Genomic DNA, 22,772 nt, shown 5'->3' with positions numbered 1-22,772 from the left:
AGTGATGATTGGTGAATCTCCCCCATATAAGGATGTAAATCTTGAACGGGCAAAAGATTTTCATCTATGGGCTGTCCTTCCGTGACTCAAGGTGCTACGTTCTGTGTCGTCCTCGGACGGCACCTTTTTTTGATTTTTTTGAAAAAATGATTTGACAGCAGAAAAAGCTGTCGCTATGATAAAGCTAATCGAATACACAACACTCTTATCAAGAGAGGCTGAGGGACTGGCCCTATGACGCCCAGCAACCGCGGAGCAATCCGAAATGGTGCTAATTCCAGCAAGGTGAGAAACCTTGAGAGATGAGAGCAATCGTTGTCCGTACGATAAAGTGCGCACGTTTGCTCAAACGTGCGCGCTTTTTTTGTTGTCAGGAGGGAAAAGTATTGATTCAATTACGAAACGTCGCCAAATGGTTCGATACGAAGAATGGTCGTGTCCAGGCGGTCGATGATGTGTCACTAACGATTGATCGCGGTGAAATTTTTGGAATAATCGGATATTCGGGGGCGGGGAAGTCGACGCTCATCCGATTGCTCAACCGTCTCGAATCACCGTCTAGCGGTGAAATCGAGGTCGCCGGGAGTGAGCTCACGAAGCTCAGCCCGAAAGAATTACGAGGGGTTCGCAAGAACGTCTCGATGGTCTTCCAGCACTTTAACCTTCTGTGGTCGCGCACGGTCGCAGAAAACATCAGCTTCCCACTCGAATTGATCGGGGTTCCGGCAAGTGAGCGGAAACGTCGGGTTCAGGAACTCGTCGAGCTCGTCGGACTATCAGGTCGCGAAGACAGCTATCCGTCACAATTATCCGGCGGTCAAAAACAGCGAGTCGGGATTGCCCGCGCGCTCGCTACAAATCCAGAGGTGCTCCTCTGTGACGAAGCGACAAGCGCGCTCGACCCGAAGACGACAGATTCGATTCTTGAACTGCTCGTCAGCATCAATAAGAAACTCGGATTGACAATCGTCCTCATCACACATGAGATGCACGTTATCCAAAAGATTTGTCATCGCGTCGCCGTGATGGAGGCAGGGAAAGTCGTTGAGACAGGTCAAGTCTCTGATGTGTTCCAACATCCGGAGCAGCCGATCACAAAAGAATTCGTGAAACAAATCGGGGCGGTCGACGATCTGTCGCTCACGTTCGAACATTTGAAAGCACGCTATCCGAGTGGGCAAATCGTCAAATTGAAATTCTTGAACGAAACGGCAGAACAACCGATTTTGTCTGACGTCCTTAAGACGCACGACATCGGATTCAACATCATCGGCGGGAACGTGACTCAGTCACAAGTCGGTGCGCTCGGCACGCTATTCATCCAATTGATTGGGGAAGCACGAGAAATCGAACGCGCCATCGCGTCGATTCGTTCGCAATCAGTAGAAGTGGAGGTGGAAAGCGATGTTTCCTAACGTAGACTGGCAAATCATGATGGAACAGACATGGGAGACGTTATACATGACGCTCGTCGCGGGTGTCGCGACGTTTGTGATTGGACTCGCTTTAGGTTTGATTCTTTATATTACAAACGAATCGCTATTATTGAAGAATCGTCCAATTTACGTCTTCGTCAGCGCAATCGTCAACGTGTTTCGTTCGATCCCGTTCATCATCTTAATCATTTTACTCATCCCGTTCACGTTGTTCCTGCTTGGTACGATGCTCGGTTCGACGGCGGCGCTTCCGGCGCTCATCATCGGAGCGGCACCGTTCTATGCTCGAATGGTCGAACTTGCGCTTCGTGAAGTCGACCGTGGGGTCATCGAAGCGGCCGAATCGATGGGAGCGACGAAATGGCAAATCGTCTACAAAGTCTTGATTCCGGAAGCTCTTCCGGCAATCGTTTCAGGACTCACGGTGACCATTGTGGCAATCGTCGGTTATACGGCGATGGCCGGTGTCGTCGGAGGCGGCGGACTCGGGAACTTGGCCTTCTTGGAAGGTTTCCAACGCTCACAAAACGACGTCACGTTCGTGGCGACGGTGCTCATCTTGATCATCGTGTTCGTCATCCAGTTCATCGGTGACCGACTCGTCACAAAAATTGATAAACGTTCAGCTTAATTACACATACACCATTTGGAGGGATTCATAATGAAAACTTGGAAAACAGTACTCGGATTGACAGCTTTATCAGCATTCACAGTTCTCGCGGCTTGCGGCGGAGAAGAGGCAGAAACAGGTTCTGGCGATGAAAAAACATTGATTGTCGGTGCGTCGAACGTACCGCACGCTGAGATTTTAGAGCACGTACAAGAAGAATATGAAGCAAAAGGCTACAAACTCGAAATCAAGAAGTTTCAAGACTACGTACTTCCGAACAAGACACTCGCAAGCGGTGAGCTCGATGCGAACTACTTCCAACATGAGCCATACCTCAAGTCACAAATGGCTGAAAACAAAGACTATAAATTCGCATCTGCGGGTGGCGTTCACATCGAGCCAATCGGTGTGTACTCACAAAAATACAAATCGCTCGATGAACTTCCTGAAGGCGCAGAAATCATCATGAGTTCATCGGTCGCTGACCACGGACGAATTCTCACGATGCTCCAATCAGAAGGTCTCATCACACTTGCTGAAGGCAAGACGGTCGATGCGACAGTCTCTGACATCGTTGACAATCCTAAAGACTTGAAGTTCAAAACAGACGTTGAAGCAGCACTTCTTCCGACAGCTTACAACAACGGAGAAGGCGATGCGGTCCTCATCAACACGAACTACGCAATCGACGCAGGTCTCAACCCACTTGAAGATGCCATCGCACTCGAAGGCGAAGACTCACCATACGTCAACTTAATCGTCACACGTGAAGGGGACGAAGAAGATGAGCGCGTCAAAGCACTCCTCGAAGTATTGACTTCTGAAGAGACACAACAGTGGATCTTAGACGAATACAAAGGTGCGGTCGTACCGGTACAACAATAAGCAGTCTCGACTCAGGGGTCATCCCCTGGGTCTTTTTTTGTCTAGTGTTCTTTCATAAAGAGAAGTACACTACATATATGAAAGAAAAGGGGGGATTTGGATGAAGCTCAGACAGATTCATCCACTGACGTGGGGCGTCCTGTTCGGGACGTTTTTTGCACGACTGGCGACGTTTTTCGTCATGCCATTTTTTGCGATCTATCTGGCCACGCTCGGCTTTTCGGCGAGTGTGATTGGAACGATCTTTGCCGTGACGGCACTTTCGGGTCTGTTCATGAGCTTCTTTGGAGGAACTCTTTCTGACCGATATGGGCGAAAACAGCTCATGCTGATCGGCATCGTGCTCAATGCCGTCACGTTCGCTGGTCTCGCGCTCGCGACCGAGTTGTTTTGGTTTTATATGTTATCGATGTTGATGGGCATGTCGCGATCTTTCTTAGAACCGGCTTCGCGGGCACTCATCAGTGACACGACGCAGGCAGACCAACGGGTCATCGTCTATAACGTCCGTTACTTCATGATCAATATCGCCGCGGCCATCGGGCCACTCTTGGCGGTCGTCTTATCGCTCACAGGTGTAAAGACTGCATTCTTTGTCGTGACGGCAGTATACATATTGTATGGAATCATCATCTCGATCTTGTTTTATAAGTATCCGTTTGAAGAAGGAGACGGGGTCAAGGCACGGCCACGCTTGACGGAGACGTTTCGCGTTTTACGAGACGACCGGACATTCCGTGCGGTCATCATCGGGATGATTTTCGCGATTATCGGTTACAGTCAGTTCAATTCGACGCTTCCTCAATTCATTGCGTTACGCGACGGACTAGTAGACGGTTCGAGATTGTTCGCTTACTTATTGACGACGAACGCAATCACGGTGCTCATCGTCCAATATCCAATTATGCGTTTCGGGATTCGTGTCTCGCCGATCAAGTCACTCTTCTTCGGCATTTCGACGTTGTCGTTCGGTCTTTTATTGATTGGGTTTGCGACAGTTGAATGGGTGCTCTTTGTGGCAATGGCCATTTTCACGGTCGGCGAAGTGTTGATGTTCACGATGACGGACGTATTGACGGACGAACTGGCGCCCGAACATTTACGGGGAACTTATTTTGGGGCGATGGGATTGACGTCACTCGGTCAGACAATCGGACCGATTATCGGTGGGGTGTTACTCGATACGTTTGGCCAATCATCGCTTCCGGTGTTCGGAAGTTTGGCGCTCTTAACGGGATGTGGTGCCTTCTTCTTCGCGGCCGCAGTACGAGAGCGGAAAGCCGTCCTCGCACTCGTCGAAGAGAATGCCGGATAATGTCTTGATTTCCTACTATTAGCATTCTCAACTTTTATCATTTTATTGAGAATGAATTCTAAGGTGAGTCGCTTGAAATAAAAAAATGACTAGTCTAAGATTAGAATATATCTAATCTACGCCATTCACTATGGCGAGAAAATACGGAAGGGGTATCCGAATGTCTAACGTACCACAAATGAAAATTGATGACCTCCGCGTCTCAATCGAAGGAAAAGAGATTGTCAAAGGTCTTAACCTAGAAATTAAAGGTGGCGAAATTCATGCCATCATGGGTCCTAACGGGACTGGTAAATCAACACTCGCATCAGCACTCATGGGTCATCCACTTTATGAGGTCACTGGGGGAAGCGTCGAATTGAACGGCGAAGATGTCCTCGAGATGGAAGTCGACGAGCGCGCACAAGCAGGAATGTTCCTTGCGATGCAGTACCCGGCTGAAATCAGCGGTGTGACAAACGCAGACTTCTTGCGTTCAGCAATCAACTCGCGTCGTGAAGAAGGTCAAGAAATCTCGCTCATGAAGTTCATCCGTGAACTCGATGCGAAGATGGAACTTCTCGAAATCCCTTCAGAAATGGCACACCGTTACTTAAACGAAGGATTCTCAGGCGGTGAGAAGAAGCGTAACGAAATTCTTCAAATGATGATGATTCAACCAAACATCGCCATCTTGGATGAAATCGACTCGGGTCTTGATATCGATGCCCTTAAAGTCGTTGCTAAAGGCGTAAACGAAATGCGTTCAGAAGAGTTCGGCTGCTTGATCATCACGCACTACCAACGTCTCCTTAACTATATCGAGCCAGACTTCGTACACATCATGATGGACGGGAAAATCGTCATGTCTGGTGGTAAAGAGCTCGCACAACGACTCGAGGCAGAAGGTTACGACTGGGTGAAGCAAGAACTCGGAATGACAGTAGACACAGAAGCGTAAGGAGGCTGTACGATGACCGTACAATTTGAATTGGATGCACAAGCGTTGTCGGCACGTGCAGAAGCGCTCGGCGGACCAGCATGGATGGTCAACCGTCGTAAAGAGGCAGCAGAACTTGCGCCGACACTTGCTTTGCCAAAAGTTGAAAAGATTAAGATTGATAAGTGGGACTTCGCAGCGGGAGACGTCAATCTCGAACCGAAAGACGGTTTGACGGCTGACATCGAATCACTCCTCGGAGACCACCGGACAAACGTGCTCGTTGAACGCAACGGTCATGTCGTCTATAACGAATTGTCGATGCCAGAAGGCGTCTTGTTCATGGGAATCAAAGAAGCGATGGAGCAACATCCTGAGCTCGTTGAGAAATACTTCATGACGGAAGGCGTACGTGTCGATGAAGAACGTCTTTCGGCGTTGAACGCTGCCCTCACAAACGGTGGGGCGTTCATTTACGTACCGAAAAACACACAATTGAAAGATCCGCTTCAAGCGATCTTCACGATGGAACAGGCGAACGGTGCCCTCTATCACCACACGATCCTCGTCGCTGACGAAGGCAGTGAAGTGACATACATCGAAAACTTCCTTTCTGGTACGAACGAACCGCACACGGTCAACGTCGTGACGGAAGTATTCGCTGGAGAGAACGCAAAAGTCGTCTTCGGTGGTGTCGATCAGCTCGCTGAATCTGCACTTACGTTCATGAACCGTCGCGGTGTCGTCTATGCGAACGGTCGTCTTGATTGGGCGCTCGGTCACATGAACGACGGGAACTCGGTCGTTGAGACGAAGACTCACCTCGTCGGAGACAACACGTATTCGGATACAAAAGCTGTGACAATCGGTCGCGGTGCACAAAAACAAAACTTCAACATTCGTACCGACCACTTCGGAAAAGCATCTGAAGGGTTCATCTTGATTCACGGTGTCCAAAAAGACGCAGCTACTGCGATCTTCAGCGGGACATCGATGATTCACCACGGTGCGTCAAAATCGAACGGTGTTCAAACAGAGCGCGTCTTGATGCTCTCTGAAAAAGCACGTGGGGATGCCAACCCGATTCTTCTCATTGATGAAGATGATGTTATGGCAGGTCACGCGGCATCGGTCGGCCGTGTCGATGATGTTCAATTGTACTACTTGATGAGCCGTGGTTTGTCTCGCCAAGAGGCAGAGCGTTTAATCATCCACGGATTCTTGACGCCTGTCGTCGAAGAACTCGCAATCGATTCGGTCAAGGACCGTCTCCGCGAAGTCATCGAAGGGAAAGTACGTTAAGATGTTGAACGCCTCGATTCGTGAACAGTTTCCGATTTTAGATCAGGAAATCAATGGACACCCGCTCGTTTATCTTGATAGCGCGGCGAGCTCACAAAAGCCGCTCGCTGTCATCGAGGCGATCGAGGACTATTATCGTCGCAACCATTCGAACGTGCATCGTGGCGTCCATACGCTCGGGACGCAAGCGACGGATGCGTATGAAGGAGCACGCGAACGCGTCCGCTCGTTCATCCATGCGGCGGTTCCTGAAGAAATCATTTTCACACGTGGGACGACGACGGCCATCAACTTGGTTGCGTCGAGCTACGGGGATGCGAATGTCGGTGAAGGCGACGAAATCGTACTCACTCCGATGGAACACCATGCGAACTTGATTCCGTGGCAACAACTTGCCAAGCGGAAAGGCGCGACGCTTCGTTACGTCGAACTCACGCCGGACGGACGTGTCACATTGGATGCCGTTCAAGCCGTCTTATCGGACCGGACGAAAATCGTCGCGATGAGCCACGTCTCAAACGTGCTTGGTACGATCAATCCGATTGCTGAAGTCGCTCGACTCGCGCATGAGAAAGGCGCCGTCATGGTCGTCGATGCCGCACAAAGTGCACCGCATCGTAAACTGGACGTTCAGGCGCTCGACTGTGACTTCCTTGCCTTTTCTGGACATAAGATGCTCGGACCGACTGGAATCGGTGTCTTATACGGGAAGAAACAACTCCTCAAAAATATGGAGCCGGTCGAGTTCGGTGGCGAGATGATCGACTACGTTGATTTGTATGAATCGACGTGGAAAGACATCCCGTACCGTTTCGAAGCGGGAACACCGATTATTGCTGGGGCGGTCGGACTCGCGGCAGCCATCGATTTCTTAGAAGAAATCGGGCTTGAGAACGTCGAAGCACACGAACGTGAACTCGCATCTTACGCGATCGAGCAGATGAAAACGATTGAAGGGATTGAGATTTACGGTCCTGAAGATCGCGTCGGTCTCGTCACGTTCAACTTGAAGGACGTGCATGCGCATGACCTCGCGACCGTTCTCGATATGCAAGGCATCGCGGTTCGTGCCGGTCACCACTGTGCACAACCACTCATGCGCCTTTTGAAGCAATCATCGACGGCGCGGGCGAGCTTCTATTTGTACAACACAAAAGAAGAGGTCGACCGTTTCATCGAGGGATTACGTCAAACGAAGGAGTATTTCAATTATGAGTTTTAATAATCTCGACATGTTGTACCGCCAGGTCATCATGGATCACTATAAAAACCCAAGAAACCGTGGCGTCATCGAAGATGGCGTGACGGTGGACTTGAACAACCCGACATGTGGGGATTCGCTTCGTCTTCAACTACAAGTCGAAGACGACATCGTCAAAGATGCGAAGTTCGAAGGGGAAGGCTGCTCAATCAGTCTCGCTTCGGCATCGATGATGACCCAAATCGTCAAAGGAAAAACAGTAGAAGAGGCGCTTCAACTCGCCAACATCTTCTCTGAAATGGTACAAGGCAAAGAGTACGACACGGATACGTTTGACCTCGGTGATATCGAGGCGCTCTCAGGCGTATCGAAATTCCCGGCTCGAATCAAGTGTGCCACGCTCGCGTGGAAGGCGCTTGAAAAAGGAGTAGACGAGGACGCGTAAGGAGAAGGAGGAGACCGATATGGCAAAGAATATGCCGGAAATTGGCGATTATAAATACGGCTTCCATGATCGGGACGTTTCGATTTTCCGTTCAGGCCGCGGCTTGACGACAGAAATCGTAGAGACGATCTCGCGCATGAAAGAAGAGCCACAATGGATGCTCGACTTCCGTTTGAAGTCGTTGGATCACTTCAACAAGATGGCGATGCCGACATGGGGCGGAGACCTCTCGGCACTTGATTTCGACGAAATCACTTATTATGTCAAACCATCTGAAAAGACAGAACGCTCATGGGATGAGGTACCAGAAGAAATCAAACGTACGTTTGACAAGCTCGGTATCCCAGAAGCAGAGCAAAAATACTTGGCAGGTGTCTCGGCTCAGTATGAGTCTGAGGTTGTCTACCACAGCATGCAAGAAGACTTCGAAGCCAAAGGTGTCATCTTCAAAGATACAGACACTGCACTCAAAGAAGACGAAGAAATCTTCAAAGAGTACTTCGGGAAGTTGATCCCGCCGACAGACAACAAGTTCGCGGCCCTCAACTCAGCTGTTTGGTCGGGTGGCTCGTTCATCTACGTACCAAAAGGCGTGAAACTCGAGCAACCGCTTCAAGCTTATTTCCGCATCAACTCGGAAAACATGGGTCAGTTCGAGCGTACGCTCATCATCGTCGACGAAGGCGCATCGGTTCATTACGTTGAAGGATGTACGGCACCGGTTTACACAACGAACTCGCTTCACTCAGCGGTCGTTGAGATCTTCGTCAACAAAGACGCATACTGCCGTTACACGACAATCCAAAACTGGGCGAACAACGTCTACAACTTGGTAACGAAACGTGCAGTCTGTGAAGCGGGTGGATCAATGGAGTGGATCGATGGAAACATCGGATCGAAACTCACGATGAAATATCCGGCTGTCATCTTGAAAGGGGAAGGCGCACGTGGGATGACACTCTCGATCGCCCTCGCTGGTAAAGGACAGCACCAAGACGCTGGAGCGAAAATGATTCACCTCGCGCCGAACACGTCTTCGTCAATCGTCTCAAAATCGATTTCGAAACAAGGCGGAAAAGTATCGTACCGTGGAATCGTCCACTTCGGCCGTAAGGCGAAGGGCGCGCGCTCGAACATCGAGTGTGACACGCTCATCATGGACAACGAGTCGACGTCAGATACAATCCCGTACAATGAAATCTTGAACGACCAAGTGTCGCTCGAGCACGAAGCGAAAGTCTCAAAAGTGTCAGAAGAGCAACTCTTCTACCTCATGAGCCGTGGAATCTCGGAAGAAGAAGCGACAGAAATGATCGTGATGGGCTTCATCGAGCCATTCACAAAAGAATTGCCAATGGAATATGCGGTCGAAATGAACCGTCTCATCAAGTTCGAGATGGAAGGTTCGATTGGATAATCGTGACTTTGAAACCAGCGAAGCTTAGCTTCGCTGGTTTTTTGTATAATGAAATAAGGAGGCGATAACGTGACCCATCGATTTTTATTAGAGAGCCGAGACATTTATTCATTCATGAATTCCATGCTTGTCATTTGCCCGAGTTGTGGGGAACAGGCCGATGTGTGGGAGAAGAATGATGAGGTGCGCCTAAGTTGTCTTCATTGCGGTCATTTGCAAATGAAGGAGAGTGGTGCGAAGTACGTCGGAGAACCGATCGATGTCCATTTTAGGTTGCCGCTATTTTTACAAACAAGTTGCTGTGGTCGTGTGTTATGGGCTTACAACCGTGAACACCTCAACTATATCAAAAATTATATCGAGGCGAAGATTCGGACGAGCGAGGGAACGAACCGTAGTCTCGAAAGTCGATTACCCGCTTGGATGAAAAGTAAGCAGAACCGTAAAGAAGTGTTACGAACGATTGAAAAATTAGAGCTTATGATAGAAGATTCAACAGCATGAACCGACGAGAAGAACTGCAATACATAGAGAGACACCAATTGATATCGGTGATGAACGAGACAAAATGGCAACGTCTCAATCGAGCTGTTTCTGAAGCGTTGACGTATGCGCCGCCGTATCAAATAAAATACTTAGGGGAGGATACGTTATTTCCAAGTGACTCGTTATCCGAGTATGAAATATTGTGGGGAGAGTGGGATGAAATCTGGCTGGAATCCCGTTTACGCTCCATCGAATGGATTCGTTTGCAACCAAGCGTACTGCTCTATAAGGGAGTGATTCTTGACCCAGATGTTTGTGATATGTCCATCGAACTCATTTCAATTTTAGAGAGAGAAAGAATTCCGTTCAGCTTGGAAAGTGAGACGATTCAGATTTTCGGTTATATTCGGAATACAGGAATCTTTGAACCGAAGTAGGATATTTAACGTAATCATGTATTTTTCATGCGGCTTTTGTCGTTAAAGATGGAAGAGTCGGGTATGCTAAAAAGAGAATGATATATAGAAAGGAAGGATCTACATGACACGTATTCCACATAAAGATGATATTGACCCGAAAGACATCACTCGCATCGCCGTCATCGGTGCAGGGTGGGTCGGGGTCAGTTTTGCTTATCAATTATCGACAGCAGCCCTTTGTGAAGAGCTCGTCTTAATCGACTCGAATCATGCCAAAGCAGAAGGGGAGGCAATGGACCTGAATCACGGCATCTCGTTCGCCCCGACACCGGTCCGAATCTGGGCAGGCGATTACTCGGATTGTAAAGACGCAGATATCGTCGTCATCACGGCAGGAGCGGCGCAAAAACTCGGCCAAACACGGATGGACCTCGTCGAGCAAAACGCGAAGGTCGTCCGCACCGTGACGGAAGACTTGATGAAGAGTGGCTTTGACGGCATCTTAGTCGTCGCGACGAACCCGGTCGATGTGATGGCACACGTCGCTTGGAAAGCATCGGGCCTACCGAAAGAACGTGTCATCGGTTCAGGAACCGTCCTCGATACGGCGCGACTCCGTTACAAGCTCGGAGACTATTTCGAACTGTCGCCACGAAACTGCCACGCTTATTATATGGGGGAACATGGCGATACGGGATTTGTCGCATGGAACAACGCGCGCATCTATGGAAAGAGTATCGATGAACTGTTGGCAGAGAACGAGGAGTATCAGTTTGAAGATTTACAAGCCATCTATACGGACGTGCGCGATGCTGCTTACCAAATCATCGAGCATAAAAATGCCGCCTATTATGCGATTGGGGTCGGCTTGCTACGCATCATCCGGGCCATCGTCCGAAATGAAAACTCCGTCGTCACGATTGGGGCTCATTTAGAAGGCGAGTATGGGGCGAGTGACGTGCATATCGGTGTACCGGCCTTGATTGACCGGAGCGGCATTCGCAAGATCATCGAGATTGAATTGACGGACGAAGAACAACAGAAGTTTGATGCCTCGGTACAAGCGATCAAGGCTGGAATCGAGAAAGTTGAACCGGCATCCTAAAAAAAGATCCGACTGCGTGAGCAGTCGGATTGTTGGTTAAGACGCCTCTTCTTCGGCGATATCTTTCTTATAGTACTTCTCGGACGTGAAGAATTCGGTCGTTAATCGCTTCACCTCACTGCTGAGTAACAATACGGCAATCATGTTCGGGATGAGAATCATCGCGAGCATCAAGTCGAGGAAGTTCCAAATCATTTGAGCCCCTCCGATTGAACCGATGACGATGGAGACGATATAGACCGCCTTCATGATTTTTCCTGCTGTCAAACCGAACAAGTACTCGGCCTGACGCGAACCGTAAAAGATGATGACGATGATCGTCGAGAGCACGAAGAAAATGAGGGAGATGGTGACGAGTAAACTTCCCGTATACCCAAAGTATTCACGGAAGGCGATCGTCGTCAACGCTGCTGGGTCTTCCATTGCCCCATCCGCCGTCCACACACCTGAAGATAAGACGACGAAGGCTGTCGTACTACAAATGATCAACGTATCGATGACGATTCCGATGACCGCCCAGAATCCTTGGCGTACCGGATGATCCGTCTGTGCAGCGGCATGGGCGATTGGTGCCGTCCCAAGACCGGCTTCATTCGAATAGAGTCCTCGGGCGAAGCCCCAACGAATTGTTTCGGCGACTGCGGCTCCGGCGAAACCACCGAACGCGGCCATCGGCTCGAACGCATAAGAAAAGATAAGACTGAGCACGCTTGGGATCTCAGACAAGTTCATCAACACGATGATGAGTCCGGCCCCGACGTAGACGAGTGCCATCCCAGGAACGACGATCTCGGTCACTTTCGCGATCCGTTTCAGACCACCGAAGACGATGATGCCGACAAGAACGGCAACGATAATGCCGGTGATGAGCGTGTTTCCGTTGAACGTCTCACGAACTGCGGAGCTGACAGCGTTCCCTTGTACCATTATACTCGGGATGAGTTCAATCATGAGGGCGAAGGCGAACCAAGTCGCAAGCCACTTCCAACGAAGGCCTTTTGATATGTAGTAGACAGGTCCACCGACAAATTCGCCGGCGTCATTCTTTTCACGATAGTGCACGGCAAGTACGCTCTCCGAAAACTTGATGGCCATGCCGATGATGGCAATGACCCACATCCAGAAGATGGCACCCGGTCCCCCGAACATGATCGCTGCAGGTACACCGATGATGTTCGCGGCCCCGACTGTTGAAGAGAGCGCTGACGTTAAGGCTTGTCTTGGGCTTATGTCGCCTTCACCTTTTGGTTTTTTAAAGATGCTGCCGAACGTTTGCTTAAATATGTAGATTGGATAACGAAACTGAAAGAAACCAAGTTTGATCGTGAGAAACACACCGGACAAGACGAGTAACGAGATGATCGGCACACCCCAAAGCCAATTTGAAAAACTCGTGACGATATCGATAACTGCATTCATATAACCACTCCAATTCCATTATTTTACTTAAATACTGTTTCCTAAAGTAAGGACCTCTAAACATCTTTGTCAAAATAAAGGAGGAATATAGAATGAGAGTCGCCAAACATTTGATCGTATCTGGACGTGTCCAAGGCGTCGGGTTTCGATACTTTTCCCAAGAGTCCGCTCGCCAATACGGAATCAAAGGATGGGTGCGAAACTTGAATGACGGAACGGTCGAACTTCATGTTGAAGGCACAAGTGAAGGCATTGAGTCATTTCAAAAAGCTTTACAAGACGGAAATCGTTTCGTCGGCGTCGAGCGAATTGACGAGGCGAAAACAGATGATCAAGGATTCCGGAAGTTCGAAATTCGCTATTAAACGCTTACATTCTCCTTCGGGCCGAAGGAGAATTTTTAGTGAAATCCACATTTCAAAAAAATAAACCTCGATTTTTAAAGATGGGGTGGTCAAACGATAGGAAGTGTGTATAATGGAATAGACCAAGCGATATATTGTCAGAAAATTTAGTTATTATTTTTTTGTTAATTCGTTCGGAATATCAAGTGTATGGAGGTAGTTGTATGAAAAAATCGACATTGTTCCCGTTAGCGTTTACGATTTTTGCTTTATTCTTTGGGGCCGGGAACTTGCTGTTCCCACCAGAGCTCGGCGCCTTGGCGGGGGAAAACCTCGTACCGGCGATGATCGGGTTCGTCATTACGGGTGTCGGTTTACCACTTCTTGCTTTGTTCGCAGTCGCTCGGGTCGGCGGCGGAACAGACCAAATTGCTCGTTACATTCCTAAACGTCTCGCGCTCGTCTTGACGGGATTGATGTACGTAGCCATCGGGCCATTCTTCGGAATCCCGCGTACGGCCGCTGTCACGTATGAAATGGGACTTGTTCCGTTTCTCGACGCACCTTCAACTTTGACACTCGCGATGAGTTCGACCGTCTTTTTCGGGTTGACGTTCTTCTTGACGCTTCGTGCTCAAAAGTTGATTGAAGTCATCGGACGAATCATCACACCAATCCTCTTGTTCTTGCTTGCAGCGATTGGAATCACGAACCTTGTCGCTCCACTCGGGGAGCCAGGAGCTCCAGCAGAAGGATTTGAGACATGGGTTGGCGCACTCGGCCAAGGTTTCCAACAAGGTTATTTGACGATGGATGTATTCGGGGCCCTCGTCTTTGGGGCAATCGTCCTCGTCACGTTGAAAGCCAATGGATTGAGTGACCAAAAAGAAGCGTCTTCACTCCTTCGCTCAGCAGGGATGCTCGCGGTTACCTGTTTGATGCTCGTCTACATCTCGCTCGGATCAATCGGTGCGAATATGACGGTCGCAGAAGGAACAACGAGTGGTGCAAGCCTTCTCCAAGCGTTCGCTGGTACGTCATACGGCCAAGTCGGAATGCTCGCTCTCGGGTTAGCGGTCTTCCTCGCTTGTTTGACGACAGCGGTCGGACTCATCTCAGAGTTCTCACGCTTCATCAGCAACCAGTTTGATTCACTCAAATACCACCATGTCGTCATCGCGACTACATTGTTCGGCTATTTGATCTCACTCGTCGGATTGGGCACGTTGATCCAAATCGCGGTCCCACTTCTCACGCTTCTCTATCCGGTCATGATCGCGCTCGTGCTCGTGTCGGTGACAGAACGACTTCAACGCAACCCTGGTGTGGCGATGAAGGCTACGATTTACACGGCACTCGTTCTTTCGTTGTTTGAGACGTGGAATGGCATCCAGCCGTCTGCGGTCACTTCTTGGATCTCAAGCTTGCCAATGGCGGAAATCGGTCTTGCTTGGGCGGTTCCAACGATGATTGTCTATGCGATCACACTCCTTCTTCCGAAGGGTGCATCGCAAGAATCACTTGCTCAGTCACGCATCTCATAAGTCTAGCCCATCCTTTGGTCAAGGATGGGCTTTTTTCTGTCTTATTGTTTGCCCATATGTGAGCTCAAACAGTAAAATGGAAAGATGAAAAGGGAGTGACATGCGTTGACAACAAAACAAAAAAATCAATTGGCGATCCTCATGTTAAATATGTTTATCGCCGTCGCCGGCTTCGGGATCATCATCCCGATTATTCCGGATTACTTAAAGATGATTGGCGAAGGAGGAACCGCCGCCGGGTTGATGATTTCCGTATTCGCGGGTGCTCAACTCGTCATGTCACCGATTGCGGGGAAATGGGCAGACGTGTATGGTCGTCGCTTGATGATTATTTTAGGTCTCATTGGATTTACCATCTCGATGGGCGTCTTCTACCTATCGGATAATTTAACAATCTTGCTCGTATCGCGTGCCATTGGGGGAGTCGGGGCAGCGTTATTGATTCCTGCCATCTTTGCCTATGTTGCGGATATCACGACGCTCGAACAACGAGCGCGAGGGAATAGTTATATTTCCGCGGCAATGTCGCTAGGGATTGTTGTCGGACCAGGGATTGGTGGATTTTTTGCCGAGTTCGGGCTAAAGACACCATTACTTGTCTCAGCAATCGTTTCGTTCATTGCTGTCATTTCATCCGTCCTTCTTTTAAAAGAACCGGACCGTGCTCCTTACGTGGCACCGAAAATAAAAGAATCGTTACCGACACAATTGGTTATGTCGACACGTAAACCATACTTCTTCGTATTATTGATCAACTTGGTCATGGCGTTCGGACTCATGGCGTATGAATCAGTGCTTGGATTATACGTCAGCGAGATGTTCAGCGCGACGCCTCAAGAGATTGCCATCATGGTGACGGGAACGGGCATCGTCAGCGTCATCGTCCAATTGTTCGCGGTCGACCGTTTAGTCGAGTTGATGGGAGAGGTCAAAGTCGTCCTCGCCTTCATCGCGCTTGCGGCGTTTGGTTTCTTATTATCGCTCTTCGCGGGAACGTATATGTTGTTCTTTGCGGTGACACTCGTCATTTTCTTGTCAACGTCCATCTTGCGCCCGGTATTGAACACGCTCGTCTCAAAACTTGCCGGAAACGAGCAGGGACTCGCGATGGGGATGAACAACGCCTATATGAGCATCGGAAATATTTTAGGACCGACACTCGCGGGTATTGCGTTTGATATTGATATGCGCTATCCGTTCATCATGGGACTGGTCTTGTTGCTCATTACGTATACAGGCACATGGAACTGGTCGAAACGGAAAGCGACCGTCATTTCGGAGTCATAAAGGAGGACGCTATGATTTACGTTGGTGTGACTGGATGGGGTGACCACGATTTGTTATACACGACCCCAGAGGAACGAAAACATAAACTATCGACATACGCGGGTCACTTCCCGACCGTTGAAGTCGATTCGACATTTTATGCGATACAGCCCGTGAAAAATTTCGAGAAGTGGGATGCTGAGACACCGGACCATTTCCAATTCGTCGTCAAAGTTTCCCGGGAAATGAGCGGGCATGACCGTGAACCGAAAACGCCACTTATTGAGTTGTTTGAGCGTTATCGTGTTTCGGTCGATCCATTGAAACAGGCAGGGAAGTTACGGGCCGTGCTCGTCCAGCTTCCGCCTTGGTTCGACGTATCGAAACCACATCTCGACTATTTGCGAACACTCCGTGCCGAACTCTCTGATTATGAGATTGCCATCGAGTTTCGTAATCCAACTTGGTTCTCTGAGGCGTTCCGGGATCGTACGCTTCAATTTTTAAAGGAACAGCGATTCATCAATACGATTTGTGATGAGCCACAGACGAAAGAGAGCAGTATTCCGTTCGTGCCGGTCGTGACACACTCTGAGGTAGCCGTCGTACGATTGCATGGACGCAATACGTCAGGTTGGCTTAAAAAGCCGGGCATGACGAGTCAAGAATGGCGACACGTCCGATGTCTATATCGCTATAGCGAGGAAGAACTTCAAGAGCTTGCCGCCGCGTTTCGCGAGATTGACCGTGAAGCGAAAGACGTGTATGTATACTTTAACAACAACTCGGCCGGGGACGCGGCTCCGAACGCCAAACGTTTGATTGAAATTCTCGGGCTCGAATACGAGCTTGCACCTAGACAAATTAGTCTGTTTTAGAAGGAAGGGATGGCCGTGACGAAACTTACTATTTTTCATTACAATGATCTTCACTCAAAGTTCGACCAGTGGCCGAAACTTGTTTCATTTCTAGAAGAACGTCGCACAGACGATACCCTCTATTTTGATTTAGGAGATCATGCCGATCGCACACATCCGGCAACTGAAGTGACGCGCGGAAAGTTGAACGTTCGCTTACTCGAGCGACTTCAACCGACGGCCGTTACGATTGGAAACAATGAAGGCATCACGTTTCCGCACGATTGGTTAGCCGAGTTGTATGAAGAGGCGACGTTCCCGATTTTGCTTGGGAATGTGTATGAAGCAGACGGGTCGCGACCACATTGGGTCGAAGAAACGCTTGTTCTTGAGCGTGATGGGTTGAAAATTGGCTTATTTGGTGTCACAGCCCCTTATGAAGAGTTGTATCCCGAACTTGGTTGGCAAATCGAATCGCCTTACGAAGCGACAAAGCGAGCGTTAGAGCGGTTGGCACATTGTGATGTCATCATCGCACTCAGTCACCTCGGTTTCTTCGGGGATGAACGATTAGCAGACATGTATCCTGACATTGACGTCATTCTCGGGGCCCATACGCATCACGTTTTAGATGAAGGCGTGACGACGAACGGAGTGCTCATTGCACAAGCCGGGAAATATGGGAAGTATGTCGGGGAAGTGACGCTGACGCTCGGTGAGTCAGGAGTCGTTTCGAAAGAAGCTCGCCTCCACGAACTGTCACAGCAATCGGATAGTCCAGATACGTTGGCGTTGTTAGATACAGAAGGGGCAGATGCCGAACGTCTCCTCGATATCACAATCGCAGAAACAGAAGGATATGCATCTGATTGGTTCGGGCATTCTCCGCTTGGTGAGTTGCTTGTAGAGGGGATGGTCGAATGGTGTGCAGCCGATGTCGGGATTATTCCGTCCGGAGTCGTCCTAGACGGTCTCGCTCCAGGAAAAGTCACGCTGAACATGTTGCATCGGATTTGTCCACATCCAATCAATCCATGTGTCCTGACGCTTGACGGTAAGACGCTCGAGCGATTTTTACATGACGTAAATGATGAAACGTTCACGAATATGCACGTCAGAGGTCTAGGATTCAGAGGCACCGTACTCGGTGAGCCGAGTCTGTATCAAATCGAACAGCGGGACGGTCAGTACTATGTCATGGGAGAAAAGCTAGATTTGAATCGGACATATCGCGTCGCGACGGTCGATATGTTGACGTTTGGCCCGCTCCTTCCATACTTAGCAGACCAGCCGAAGCGATATTTCATGCCGGAATTACTACGGGATGTGTTGCGAGAGACAATTGTCGCTCGTCATGAGGTCATTCGAAAAGGATAGAGCCGTCATAGCGGGACATGCTATGATAGTAGAGTGGAGGTGGGAGCGATGATTCGAGTGAATCGCCACGGATATACCGTTTTAGAAGAGAAGCGCGACGGATTTGATGAAGAAGCGTTTATCGCACGGTATAGTGACGTGCTTGATAAATACGACTATATTGTCGGTGACTGGGGACACGGACAGCTACGTTTGAAGGGGTTCTATGAACCGCAATCAAAGTTAGCGACGTATGAGAACCGGATTGATCACGTGATGGACTATGTATACGAGTATTGTAATTTCGGATGTCCTTATTTCGTTCTGAAGAAAGAGACGGACATTAACGAAGAAGAGAGTGGTCCTGTCTTTGGTGGAACGAAGCAGAAACTGAAGTTGAAGCGGAAATTCAACAAAAATGAAGAGACGAATGCGTAAAGTGCTGAGCAATCAGCACTTTTTTTATTACAGTTAATTTCCAAATATTTCGTTTAGGTAAAAAGTCATGACTTCGAGTTTAAGGGTTGGAAAAATGTGATAAATTGTCATTAAGGATAGCTACGTAGTTTTGGTTTTTAGAGTGAGGTGATTGGATGCAACATGTACAAACGACCGTCGGGGATCGGGATGACGTCCATAATCGAATTCATAATCTTGGACTAGGGATACTGGCCATGTTCTTTTTTGGCTTTCATATCATGATGACCTTCTATTTTACGGCGGCAGTCATTCTTTTTGAACTCATTCATGTATTGATCGTCCGTCGCTTTGAATACAGCCACTCTTTTTTACGGAGTCGCGTTTTCAAAGTTACATCTCACCTTGCGTTTTCGCTCGGAGTGCTCTTGTTGATCTTATCCATGTCTCAGTTTTTTTTAGGTAATGTCATGATTCGTTAAGCGGAAAGGAAAAAATCCTTTCCCTTTTTTTATGTTTTTTTGAAACGTCCTTCAACCTTTTCACGTACACTGTAGAGAAGACTATAAAAAAGGATGGGTTACAATGAGATCTGAATGGAAACAACATGCACGACAAGCACTGAAAGGAAAATGGTGGCTCATGGCTGGGTTGGCGCTCTTGTTCATGATCATCAACGGGATTCCACAAGGATTTGCTCCAAGTGTGGACCCAAATTCTACAGAGCCACTCACATCGACAGACGTCACGTTAAGTTTCGTGTCGAACGTGCTTCAAATCTTGATTGCGCCACTTGCCATCGGTTGGTCATGGCTCGCACTTAACGTATCACGCGGAAATGGCGCATCACTCTCGACATTGTTCAAACCGTTCCAAAAACGTTATGTGAAACATGTCATCACGTCTTTCGTGATGGGTGTGTTCCTCGTATTGTGGACGTTATTGCTCATCGTACCTGGAATCATCAAAGGATTCTCGTACTCGCTTACGCCGTATATCTTACGCGATCAGCCTGAGCTTTCGGCACTCGAATCGATCACGGAATCGCGTCGTCTCATGGACGGGCACAAGATGGAAGCATTCATGCTCTTCTTGTCGTTCTTCGGATGGTTCCTCGTCGGTATTTTGACATTAGGGATTGGGTTCTTCTTCATCGGACCTTACTTCTCGACAACGTATGCGACGTTCTATGACTCGATTCGCGACAACCAAGTTGGTTCGGACGAGCCGGTGCACGGAACGGAACAAGGCTTCTAATCAACAAAACGCCTCGCTCATTTTATTGAGCAAGGCGTTTTTTTAGGCGTTGACTTCAGTTTTTTGTAAGTATGGCTTCAATGACAAGTGATGTTCAGCCACGACTTTACGAATCGTGCGTGTCTTCGAGCGCATGACGAGTGACGTCGTCTCGACGATATCATCCGTCAAGAACTTGACGCCATCGAGCAACTCACCAGACGTGACACCCGTCGCAGCGAAGATGCAGTCGTCGCTCTTGACGAGGTCGTCGAGCGTGAGGAGTTGGAGTGGATCTTCAATCCCCATCGAGATGACGCGAGCTGATTCCTCTTCGTTCATCGGATGTAAACGGGCCTGCATGTCTCCACCGAGCGCTTTGACAGCAGCGGCTGTGATGACTCCTTCAGGAGCTCCGCCTGTACTGATGAAAATATCGATCGGGTTCGATTTGACGGCGGCAGCGATTCCCGCAGACACATCGCCATCCTCGAAGAGCTTGACGCGTGCGCCGACATTCATGACGGCTTGACGAAGGTGTTCGTGGCGGTCACGGTCTTGCATGATGACCGTCACTTCTTCGATACGCTTATTATTATATTTCGCAGCTTTTTCAATGATTGACTCGAGCGGTTCGTCGAGGGAGACTTTCCCTTTTAAGTTTGGACCGACGACAAGCTTGTCCATGTACATATCTGGTGCGTGGAGGAGGGCGCCTTCATCAGCAACGGCGATGACGACCATCGCATCTCCAAGGCCTTTTGCGACAATGGATGTTCCTTCGAGTGGGTCGACGGCGATGTCAACTTTCGGGCCGAATGTCGTTCCGAGTTTTTCCCCGATGTAGAGCATTGGGGCCTCATCGAGTTCACCTTCTCCGATGACAACTGTAGCGTCCATATTGACCGTTCCGAGAACTTCTCGCATCGCTGACGTTGCCGCATCATCGGCCTCGTTCTTTTGCCCGCGTCCAATCCATTTCGATGATGCGAGTGCTGCTGCTTCTGTTGCCCGTACGATTTCTAATGCTAATTCACGTTCCATAGTGTTGTACCCTCCACGTTATCTCTATTCAATGTGTTATACTTTTTACAGCTTAAATCCGTTGATTAGTGTATCACAATTTTATAAATGATGTAAATAGGACAGATTCTTTTCTCTTGACCGAAAAAAGATTAGTATTAACAGCAGGGGGGATCATCATGTATTTTGTGAATAGAGAGAAGATTAATCAGACACTGGAACAAATGGAGACGATGTTAGCGCACACCGATCAATTGACGGGGGATGCGTTCACGGTGGAGCTTGCGAAACAGCGAATGGCCGTCCTTCTTATGGAAGGTGTCATCGATGTTGGGAACTCGATGATTGACGGGTTCATTATGCGAGATCCGGGCAGTTATGAAGACATTGTCGACATCTTACTGGATGAGAGCGTACTCGATGAGACGACGGCGAACGCGACGAAAGCGCTCGTCGGATTACGTGCCTATTATGTTCGTGAGTTTGTGCACGCCGACGCATCAAAATTTGATGAGTGGGTGAAGACGTCAAAACAAGACTTCACGGCATTCTCCGCACAAGTTCGTCACTACTTAGAAGTCGAGCTTGGACCAGTGTCCGCATTCTTACCAGAAAGCGAGTGATTGGATGGAACCGATTAAAGGATATTTGTTTGATTTAGACGGCACGATGTATGCCGGTACAGAACCCGTTCAGGCAGCGGTTGATTTCGTCAACGAACTAGAAGCGACGGGCGTCCCGTATTTGTTCGTCACGAACAACGCATCGATGACACAACAACAGATCGCGGATAAATTGATTGCGATGGGCGCAAACGTGAAGGCAGAAAACGTCTTGACGAGCGCGATGGCGACGGCTTTTTATATTGAGAAGATGTCGCCAGGAGCAACCGTCTATATGATTGGGGAAGACGGACTCCGTCTCGCGTTAGAGTCTCGTGGTTTTCATGTCACGGACGAACCGAAGGCGGACTACGTGGTCATCGGACTCGACCGACACATCACATACGAGAAGTTGGCGCGAGGCGCAATCGCCATCCGTTCGGGGGCTCGATTCATCTCGACGAATGGGGATATTGCCATTCCGACCGAACGTGGATTTTTACCGGGGAACGGATCACTCACGTCTGTGTTGACCGTGACGACGGAGAAAGATCCTTTCTTCATCGGAAAGCCGGAACCGGTCATGATTGACATCGCACTCGACATGATTGGGTTGAATAAAGAAGATGTCGTCATGGTAGGGGATAACTATCACACAGATATTTTATTTGGAATCAATGGTGGCATTCGTACACTCCATGTGAATTCAGGTGTACATGGACCGGCATTTATCCAAGAACAAGAAAAACTCCCAACCTATATGGTCGAGAGCTTAGATGAATGGAAGCATGAAAAAAAGGGATGACAAATGTCTCCCTTTTTGCTTAGAATACTTGTTCTACTTCGACGATGCCTGGTACTTCTTCGATGAGCGCACGCTCAATACCAGCTTTTAGCGTGATTGTTGAAGACGGGCAGCTGCCGCAAGCACCCATCAAACGGAGCTTGACGATGCCTTCTTCGACATCAACGAGTTCGACGTCTCCGCCGTCACGAAGCAAGAACGGACGCAATTTATCGAGCACTTCTTGGACTTGATCAAACATTTCCATGGTATCTACCCCTTTCTCGTTCTACTTTATTCTAGCAAGTTTGAGAGTGTTTCTCAATCATTTACGCTGAGCGTTTCATCATCGAGTAAGGGAAGGATTTTGTATAATGGTTTTGA

At 48.9% G+C, this 22,772-nt stretch carries 25 protein-coding genes and 1 riboswitch; of the genes, 22 read left to right on the top strand and 3 right to left on the bottom strand.

Annotated features, from left to right (window positions below; all coding sequences use genetic code 11):
- The first annotated feature begins 202 nt into the window (after positions 1-202).
- A riboswitch (SAM riboswitch) is annotated at positions 203-309 on the top strand.
- A 77-nt stretch (positions 310-386) separates the two neighbouring features.
- The 12 genes from LCM29_RS07025 to LCM29_RS06970 all read left to right on the top strand — a co-directional run bounded on the left by LCM29_RS07025 (position 387) and on the right by LCM29_RS06970 (position 11,540).
- Positions 387-1,415 (top strand): methionine ABC transporter ATP-binding protein, encoded by a 1,029-nt coding sequence (locus tag LCM29_RS07025; RefSeq protein ID WP_214693486.1) that lies wholly within the window; start codon positions 387-389, stop codon positions 1,413-1,415.
- The gene (locus LCM29_RS07020) at positions 1,405-2,067 is read left to right on the top strand and encodes a methionine ABC transporter permease (protein WP_224861666.1); all 663 of its coding nucleotides are present in this window, start codon (positions 1,405-1,407) and stop codon (positions 2,065-2,067) included. The genes LCM29_RS07025 and LCM29_RS07020 overlap by 11 nt, the downstream gene beginning before the upstream one ends.
- Positions 2,068-2,097: 30 nt before the next feature.
- Positions 2,098-2,931 (top strand): MetQ/NlpA family ABC transporter substrate-binding protein, encoded by an 834-nt coding sequence (locus LCM29_RS07015; protein ID WP_214820562.1) that lies wholly within the window; start codon positions 2,098-2,100, stop codon positions 2,929-2,931.
- A 100-nt stretch (positions 2,932-3,031) separates the two neighbouring features.
- Positions 3,032-4,246: an MDR family MFS transporter gene (locus LCM29_RS07010; RefSeq protein ID WP_224861664.1), complete on the top strand. Its 1,215-nt coding sequence runs from the start codon at positions 3,032-3,034 to the stop codon at positions 4,244-4,246.
- Between the two features lie 178 nt (positions 4,247-4,424).
- The gene (gene sufC, locus LCM29_RS07005; protein ID WP_143180266.1) at positions 4,425-5,186 is read left to right on the top strand and encodes a Fe-S cluster assembly ATPase SufC; all 762 of its coding nucleotides are present in this window, start codon (positions 4,425-4,427) and stop codon (positions 5,184-5,186) included.
- 12 nt (positions 5,187-5,198) lie between these two features.
- The gene (gene sufD, locus LCM29_RS07000) at positions 5,199-6,467 is read left to right on the top strand and encodes a Fe-S cluster assembly protein SufD (protein ID WP_214693478.1); all 1,269 of its coding nucleotides are present in this window, start codon (positions 5,199-5,201) and stop codon (positions 6,465-6,467) included.
- 1 nt (position 6,468) lies between these two features.
- Complete coding sequence (locus LCM29_RS06995; protein WP_031422927.1) at positions 6,469-7,689, top strand: cysteine desulfurase; 1,221 nt, start codon at positions 6,469-6,471, stop codon at positions 7,687-7,689.
- Complete coding sequence (gene sufU / locus LCM29_RS06990; RefSeq protein WP_026825487.1) at positions 7,679-8,113, top strand: Fe-S cluster assembly sulfur transfer protein SufU; 435 nt, start codon at positions 7,679-7,681, stop codon at positions 8,111-8,113. Before LCM29_RS06995 ends, sufU begins: the two co-directional genes overlap by 11 nt.
- Before the next feature lie 19 nt (positions 8,114-8,132).
- Positions 8,133-9,530 (top strand): Fe-S cluster assembly protein SufB, encoded by a 1,398-nt coding sequence (gene sufB, locus LCM29_RS06985; protein ID WP_047795116.1) that lies wholly within the window; start codon positions 8,133-8,135, stop codon positions 9,528-9,530.
- 69 nt (positions 9,531-9,599) lie between these two features.
- On the top strand, positions 9,600-10,034 hold the full coding sequence (locus tag LCM29_RS06980; protein WP_224861662.1) for a hypothetical protein: 435 nt from the start codon (positions 9,600-9,602) through the stop codon (positions 10,032-10,034).
- Entirely contained in the window at positions 10,031-10,453 is a 423-nt protein-coding gene (locus LCM29_RS06975; protein WP_224861660.1) for a DUF6678 family protein, read from the top strand. Before LCM29_RS06980 ends, LCM29_RS06975 begins: the two co-directional genes overlap by 4 nt.
- Before the next feature lie 103 nt (positions 10,454-10,556).
- Complete coding sequence (locus LCM29_RS06970) at positions 10,557-11,540, top strand: L-lactate dehydrogenase (RefSeq protein WP_224861657.1); 984 nt, start codon at positions 10,557-10,559, stop codon at positions 11,538-11,540.
- A 36-nt stretch (positions 11,541-11,576) separates the two neighbouring features.
- Here the strand turns inward: LCM29_RS06970 and LCM29_RS06965 are convergent, their stop codons facing one another.
- Positions 11,577-12,959: an alanine/glycine:cation symporter family protein gene (locus tag LCM29_RS06965; RefSeq protein ID WP_224861655.1), complete on the bottom strand. Its 1,383-nt coding sequence runs from the start codon at positions 12,957-12,959 to the stop codon at positions 11,577-11,579.
- Between the two features lie 92 nt (positions 12,960-13,051).
- On the opposite strand from LCM29_RS06965, the gene LCM29_RS06960 reads away from it, so the two are divergent.
- From LCM29_RS06960 to LCM29_RS06925, 8 genes are all read left to right on the top strand, one after another.
- Positions 13,052-13,324 (top strand): acylphosphatase, encoded by a 273-nt coding sequence (locus tag LCM29_RS06960; RefSeq protein ID WP_224861653.1) that lies wholly within the window; start codon positions 13,052-13,054, stop codon positions 13,322-13,324.
- Between the two features lie 203 nt (positions 13,325-13,527).
- Positions 13,528-14,847, top strand: coding sequence for a branched-chain amino acid transport system II carrier protein (brnQ, locus tag LCM29_RS06955; RefSeq protein ID WP_214746231.1), 1,320 nt, complete (start codon positions 13,528-13,530; stop codon positions 14,845-14,847).
- Positions 14,848-14,952: 105 nt separating this feature from the next.
- Complete coding sequence (locus LCM29_RS06950; RefSeq protein ID WP_214874602.1) at positions 14,953-16,134, top strand: MFS transporter; 1,182 nt, start codon at positions 14,953-14,955, stop codon at positions 16,132-16,134.
- 11 nt (positions 16,135-16,145) lie between these two features.
- The gene (locus tag LCM29_RS06945; protein ID WP_224861651.1) at positions 16,146-16,991 is read left to right on the top strand and encodes a DUF72 domain-containing protein; all 846 of its coding nucleotides are present in this window, start codon (positions 16,146-16,148) and stop codon (positions 16,989-16,991) included.
- 9 nt (positions 16,992-17,000) lie between these two features.
- Positions 17,001-18,347 (top strand): bifunctional metallophosphatase/5'-nucleotidase, encoded by a 1,347-nt coding sequence (locus LCM29_RS06940; protein ID WP_224861649.1) that lies wholly within the window; start codon positions 17,001-17,003, stop codon positions 18,345-18,347.
- 48 nt (positions 18,348-18,395) lie between these two features.
- Complete coding sequence (locus LCM29_RS06935) at positions 18,396-18,764, top strand: YutD family protein (protein ID WP_224861647.1); 369 nt, start codon at positions 18,396-18,398, stop codon at positions 18,762-18,764.
- 155 nt (positions 18,765-18,919) lie between these two features.
- Positions 18,920-19,225, top strand: a complete 306-nt coding sequence (locus LCM29_RS06930) for a hypothetical protein (protein WP_074033530.1) — start codon at positions 18,920-18,922, stop codon at positions 19,223-19,225.
- 103 nt (positions 19,226-19,328) lie between these two features.
- A complete protein-coding gene (locus LCM29_RS06925) occupies positions 19,329-20,000 on the top strand; it encodes a DUF975 family protein (protein ID WP_214760112.1) in 672 nt (223 codons plus the stop codon).
- Between the two features lie 42 nt (positions 20,001-20,042).
- Here LCM29_RS06925 and glpX read toward each other — a convergent pair whose 3' ends face one another.
- Entirely contained in the window at positions 20,043-21,023 is a 981-nt protein-coding gene (gene glpX, locus LCM29_RS06920; protein ID WP_047795127.1) for a class II fructose-bisphosphatase, read from the bottom strand.
- A 158-nt stretch (positions 21,024-21,181) separates the two neighbouring features.
- On the opposite strand from glpX, the gene LCM29_RS06915 reads away from it, so the two are divergent.
- Together LCM29_RS06915 and LCM29_RS06910 are read left to right on the top strand one after the other, a co-directional pair.
- Positions 21,182-21,625: a DUF86 domain-containing protein gene (locus LCM29_RS06915; RefSeq protein WP_224861645.1), complete on the top strand. Its 444-nt coding sequence runs from the start codon at positions 21,182-21,184 to the stop codon at positions 21,623-21,625.
- A 4-nt stretch (positions 21,626-21,629) separates the two neighbouring features.
- Positions 21,630-22,409, top strand: coding sequence for a TIGR01457 family HAD-type hydrolase (locus tag LCM29_RS06910; RefSeq protein ID WP_214693457.1), 780 nt, complete (start codon positions 21,630-21,632; stop codon positions 22,407-22,409).
- Positions 22,410-22,428: 19 nt separating this feature from the next.
- Here LCM29_RS06910 and LCM29_RS06905 read toward each other — a convergent pair whose 3' ends face one another.
- Positions 22,429-22,656, bottom strand: coding sequence for a NifU family protein (locus tag LCM29_RS06905; RefSeq protein WP_012726833.1), 228 nt, complete (start codon positions 22,654-22,656; stop codon positions 22,429-22,431).
- Positions 22,657-22,772 lie beyond the last annotated feature (116 nt).

The sequence above is a fragment of the Exiguobacterium aestuarii genome (genome assembly GCF_020171655.1).
Lineage (GTDB): Bacteria > Bacillota > Bacilli > Exiguobacteriales > Exiguobacteriaceae > Exiguobacterium > Exiguobacterium aestuarii_A.
Note: the sequence above shows the minus strand (reverse complement) of the source record. Positions and strands in the feature narration are given on the sequence as shown.

Bases quoted from the DNA above. Each gene is read 5' to 3' on its own strand.
- LCM29_RS07020 (WP_224861666.1), top strand. From the start codon at position 1,405: ATGTTTCCTAACGTAGACTGGCAAATCATGATGGAACAGACATGGGAG.
- LCM29_RS07015 (WP_214820562.1), top strand. From the start codon at position 2,098: ATGAAAACTTGGAAAACAGTACTCGGATTGACAGCTTTATCAGCATTC.
- LCM29_RS07010 (WP_224861664.1), top strand. From the start codon at position 3,032: ATGAAGCTCAGACAGATTCATCCACTGACGTGGGGCGTCCTGTTCGGG.
- sufC (WP_143180266.1), top strand. From the start codon at position 4,425: ATGAAAATTGATGACCTCCGCGTCTCAATCGAAGGAAAAGAGATTGTC.
- sufD (WP_214693478.1), top strand. From the start codon at position 5,199: ATGACCGTACAATTTGAATTGGATGCACAAGCGTTGTCGGCACGTGCA.
- LCM29_RS06995 (WP_031422927.1), top strand. From the start codon at position 6,469: ATGTTGAACGCCTCGATTCGTGAACAGTTTCCGATTTTAGATCAGGAA.
- sufU (WP_026825487.1), top strand. From the start codon at position 7,679: ATGAGTTTTAATAATCTCGACATGTTGTACCGCCAGGTCATCATGGAT.
- sufB (WP_047795116.1), top strand. From the start codon at position 8,133: ATGGCAAAGAATATGCCGGAAATTGGCGATTATAAATACGGCTTCCAT.
- LCM29_RS06975 (WP_224861660.1), top strand. From the start codon at position 10,031: ATGAACCGACGAGAAGAACTGCAATACATAGAGAGACACCAATTGATA.
- LCM29_RS06970 (WP_224861657.1), top strand. From the start codon at position 10,557: ATGACACGTATTCCACATAAAGATGATATTGACCCGAAAGACATCACT.
- LCM29_RS06965 (WP_224861655.1), bottom strand. From the start codon at position 12,959: ATGAATGCAGTTATCGATATCGTCACGAGTTTTTCAAATTGGCTTTGG.
- LCM29_RS06960 (WP_224861653.1), top strand. From the start codon at position 13,052: ATGAGAGTCGCCAAACATTTGATCGTATCTGGACGTGTCCAAGGCGTC.
- brnQ (WP_214746231.1), top strand. From the start codon at position 13,528: ATGAAAAAATCGACATTGTTCCCGTTAGCGTTTACGATTTTTGCTTTA.
- LCM29_RS06945 (WP_224861651.1), top strand. From the start codon at position 16,146: ATGATTTACGTTGGTGTGACTGGATGGGGTGACCACGATTTGTTATAC.
- LCM29_RS06940 (WP_224861649.1), top strand. From the start codon at position 17,001: ATGGCCGTGACGAAACTTACTATTTTTCATTACAATGATCTTCACTCA.
- LCM29_RS06935 (WP_224861647.1), top strand. From the start codon at position 18,396: ATGATTCGAGTGAATCGCCACGGATATACCGTTTTAGAAGAGAAGCGC.
- LCM29_RS06930 (WP_074033530.1), top strand. From the start codon at position 18,920: ATGCAACATGTACAAACGACCGTCGGGGATCGGGATGACGTCCATAAT.
- LCM29_RS06925 (WP_214760112.1), top strand. From the start codon at position 19,329: ATGAGATCTGAATGGAAACAACATGCACGACAAGCACTGAAAGGAAAA.
- glpX (WP_047795127.1), bottom strand. From the start codon at position 21,023: ATGGAACGTGAATTAGCATTAGAAATCGTACGGGCAACAGAAGCAGCA.
- LCM29_RS06915 (WP_224861645.1), top strand. From the start codon at position 21,182: ATGTATTTTGTGAATAGAGAGAAGATTAATCAGACACTGGAACAAATG.
- LCM29_RS06910 (WP_214693457.1), top strand. From the start codon at position 21,630: ATGGAACCGATTAAAGGATATTTGTTTGATTTAGACGGCACGATGTAT.
- LCM29_RS06905 (WP_012726833.1), bottom strand. From the start codon at position 22,656: ATGGAAATGTTTGATCAAGTCCAAGAAGTGCTCGATAAATTGCGTCCG.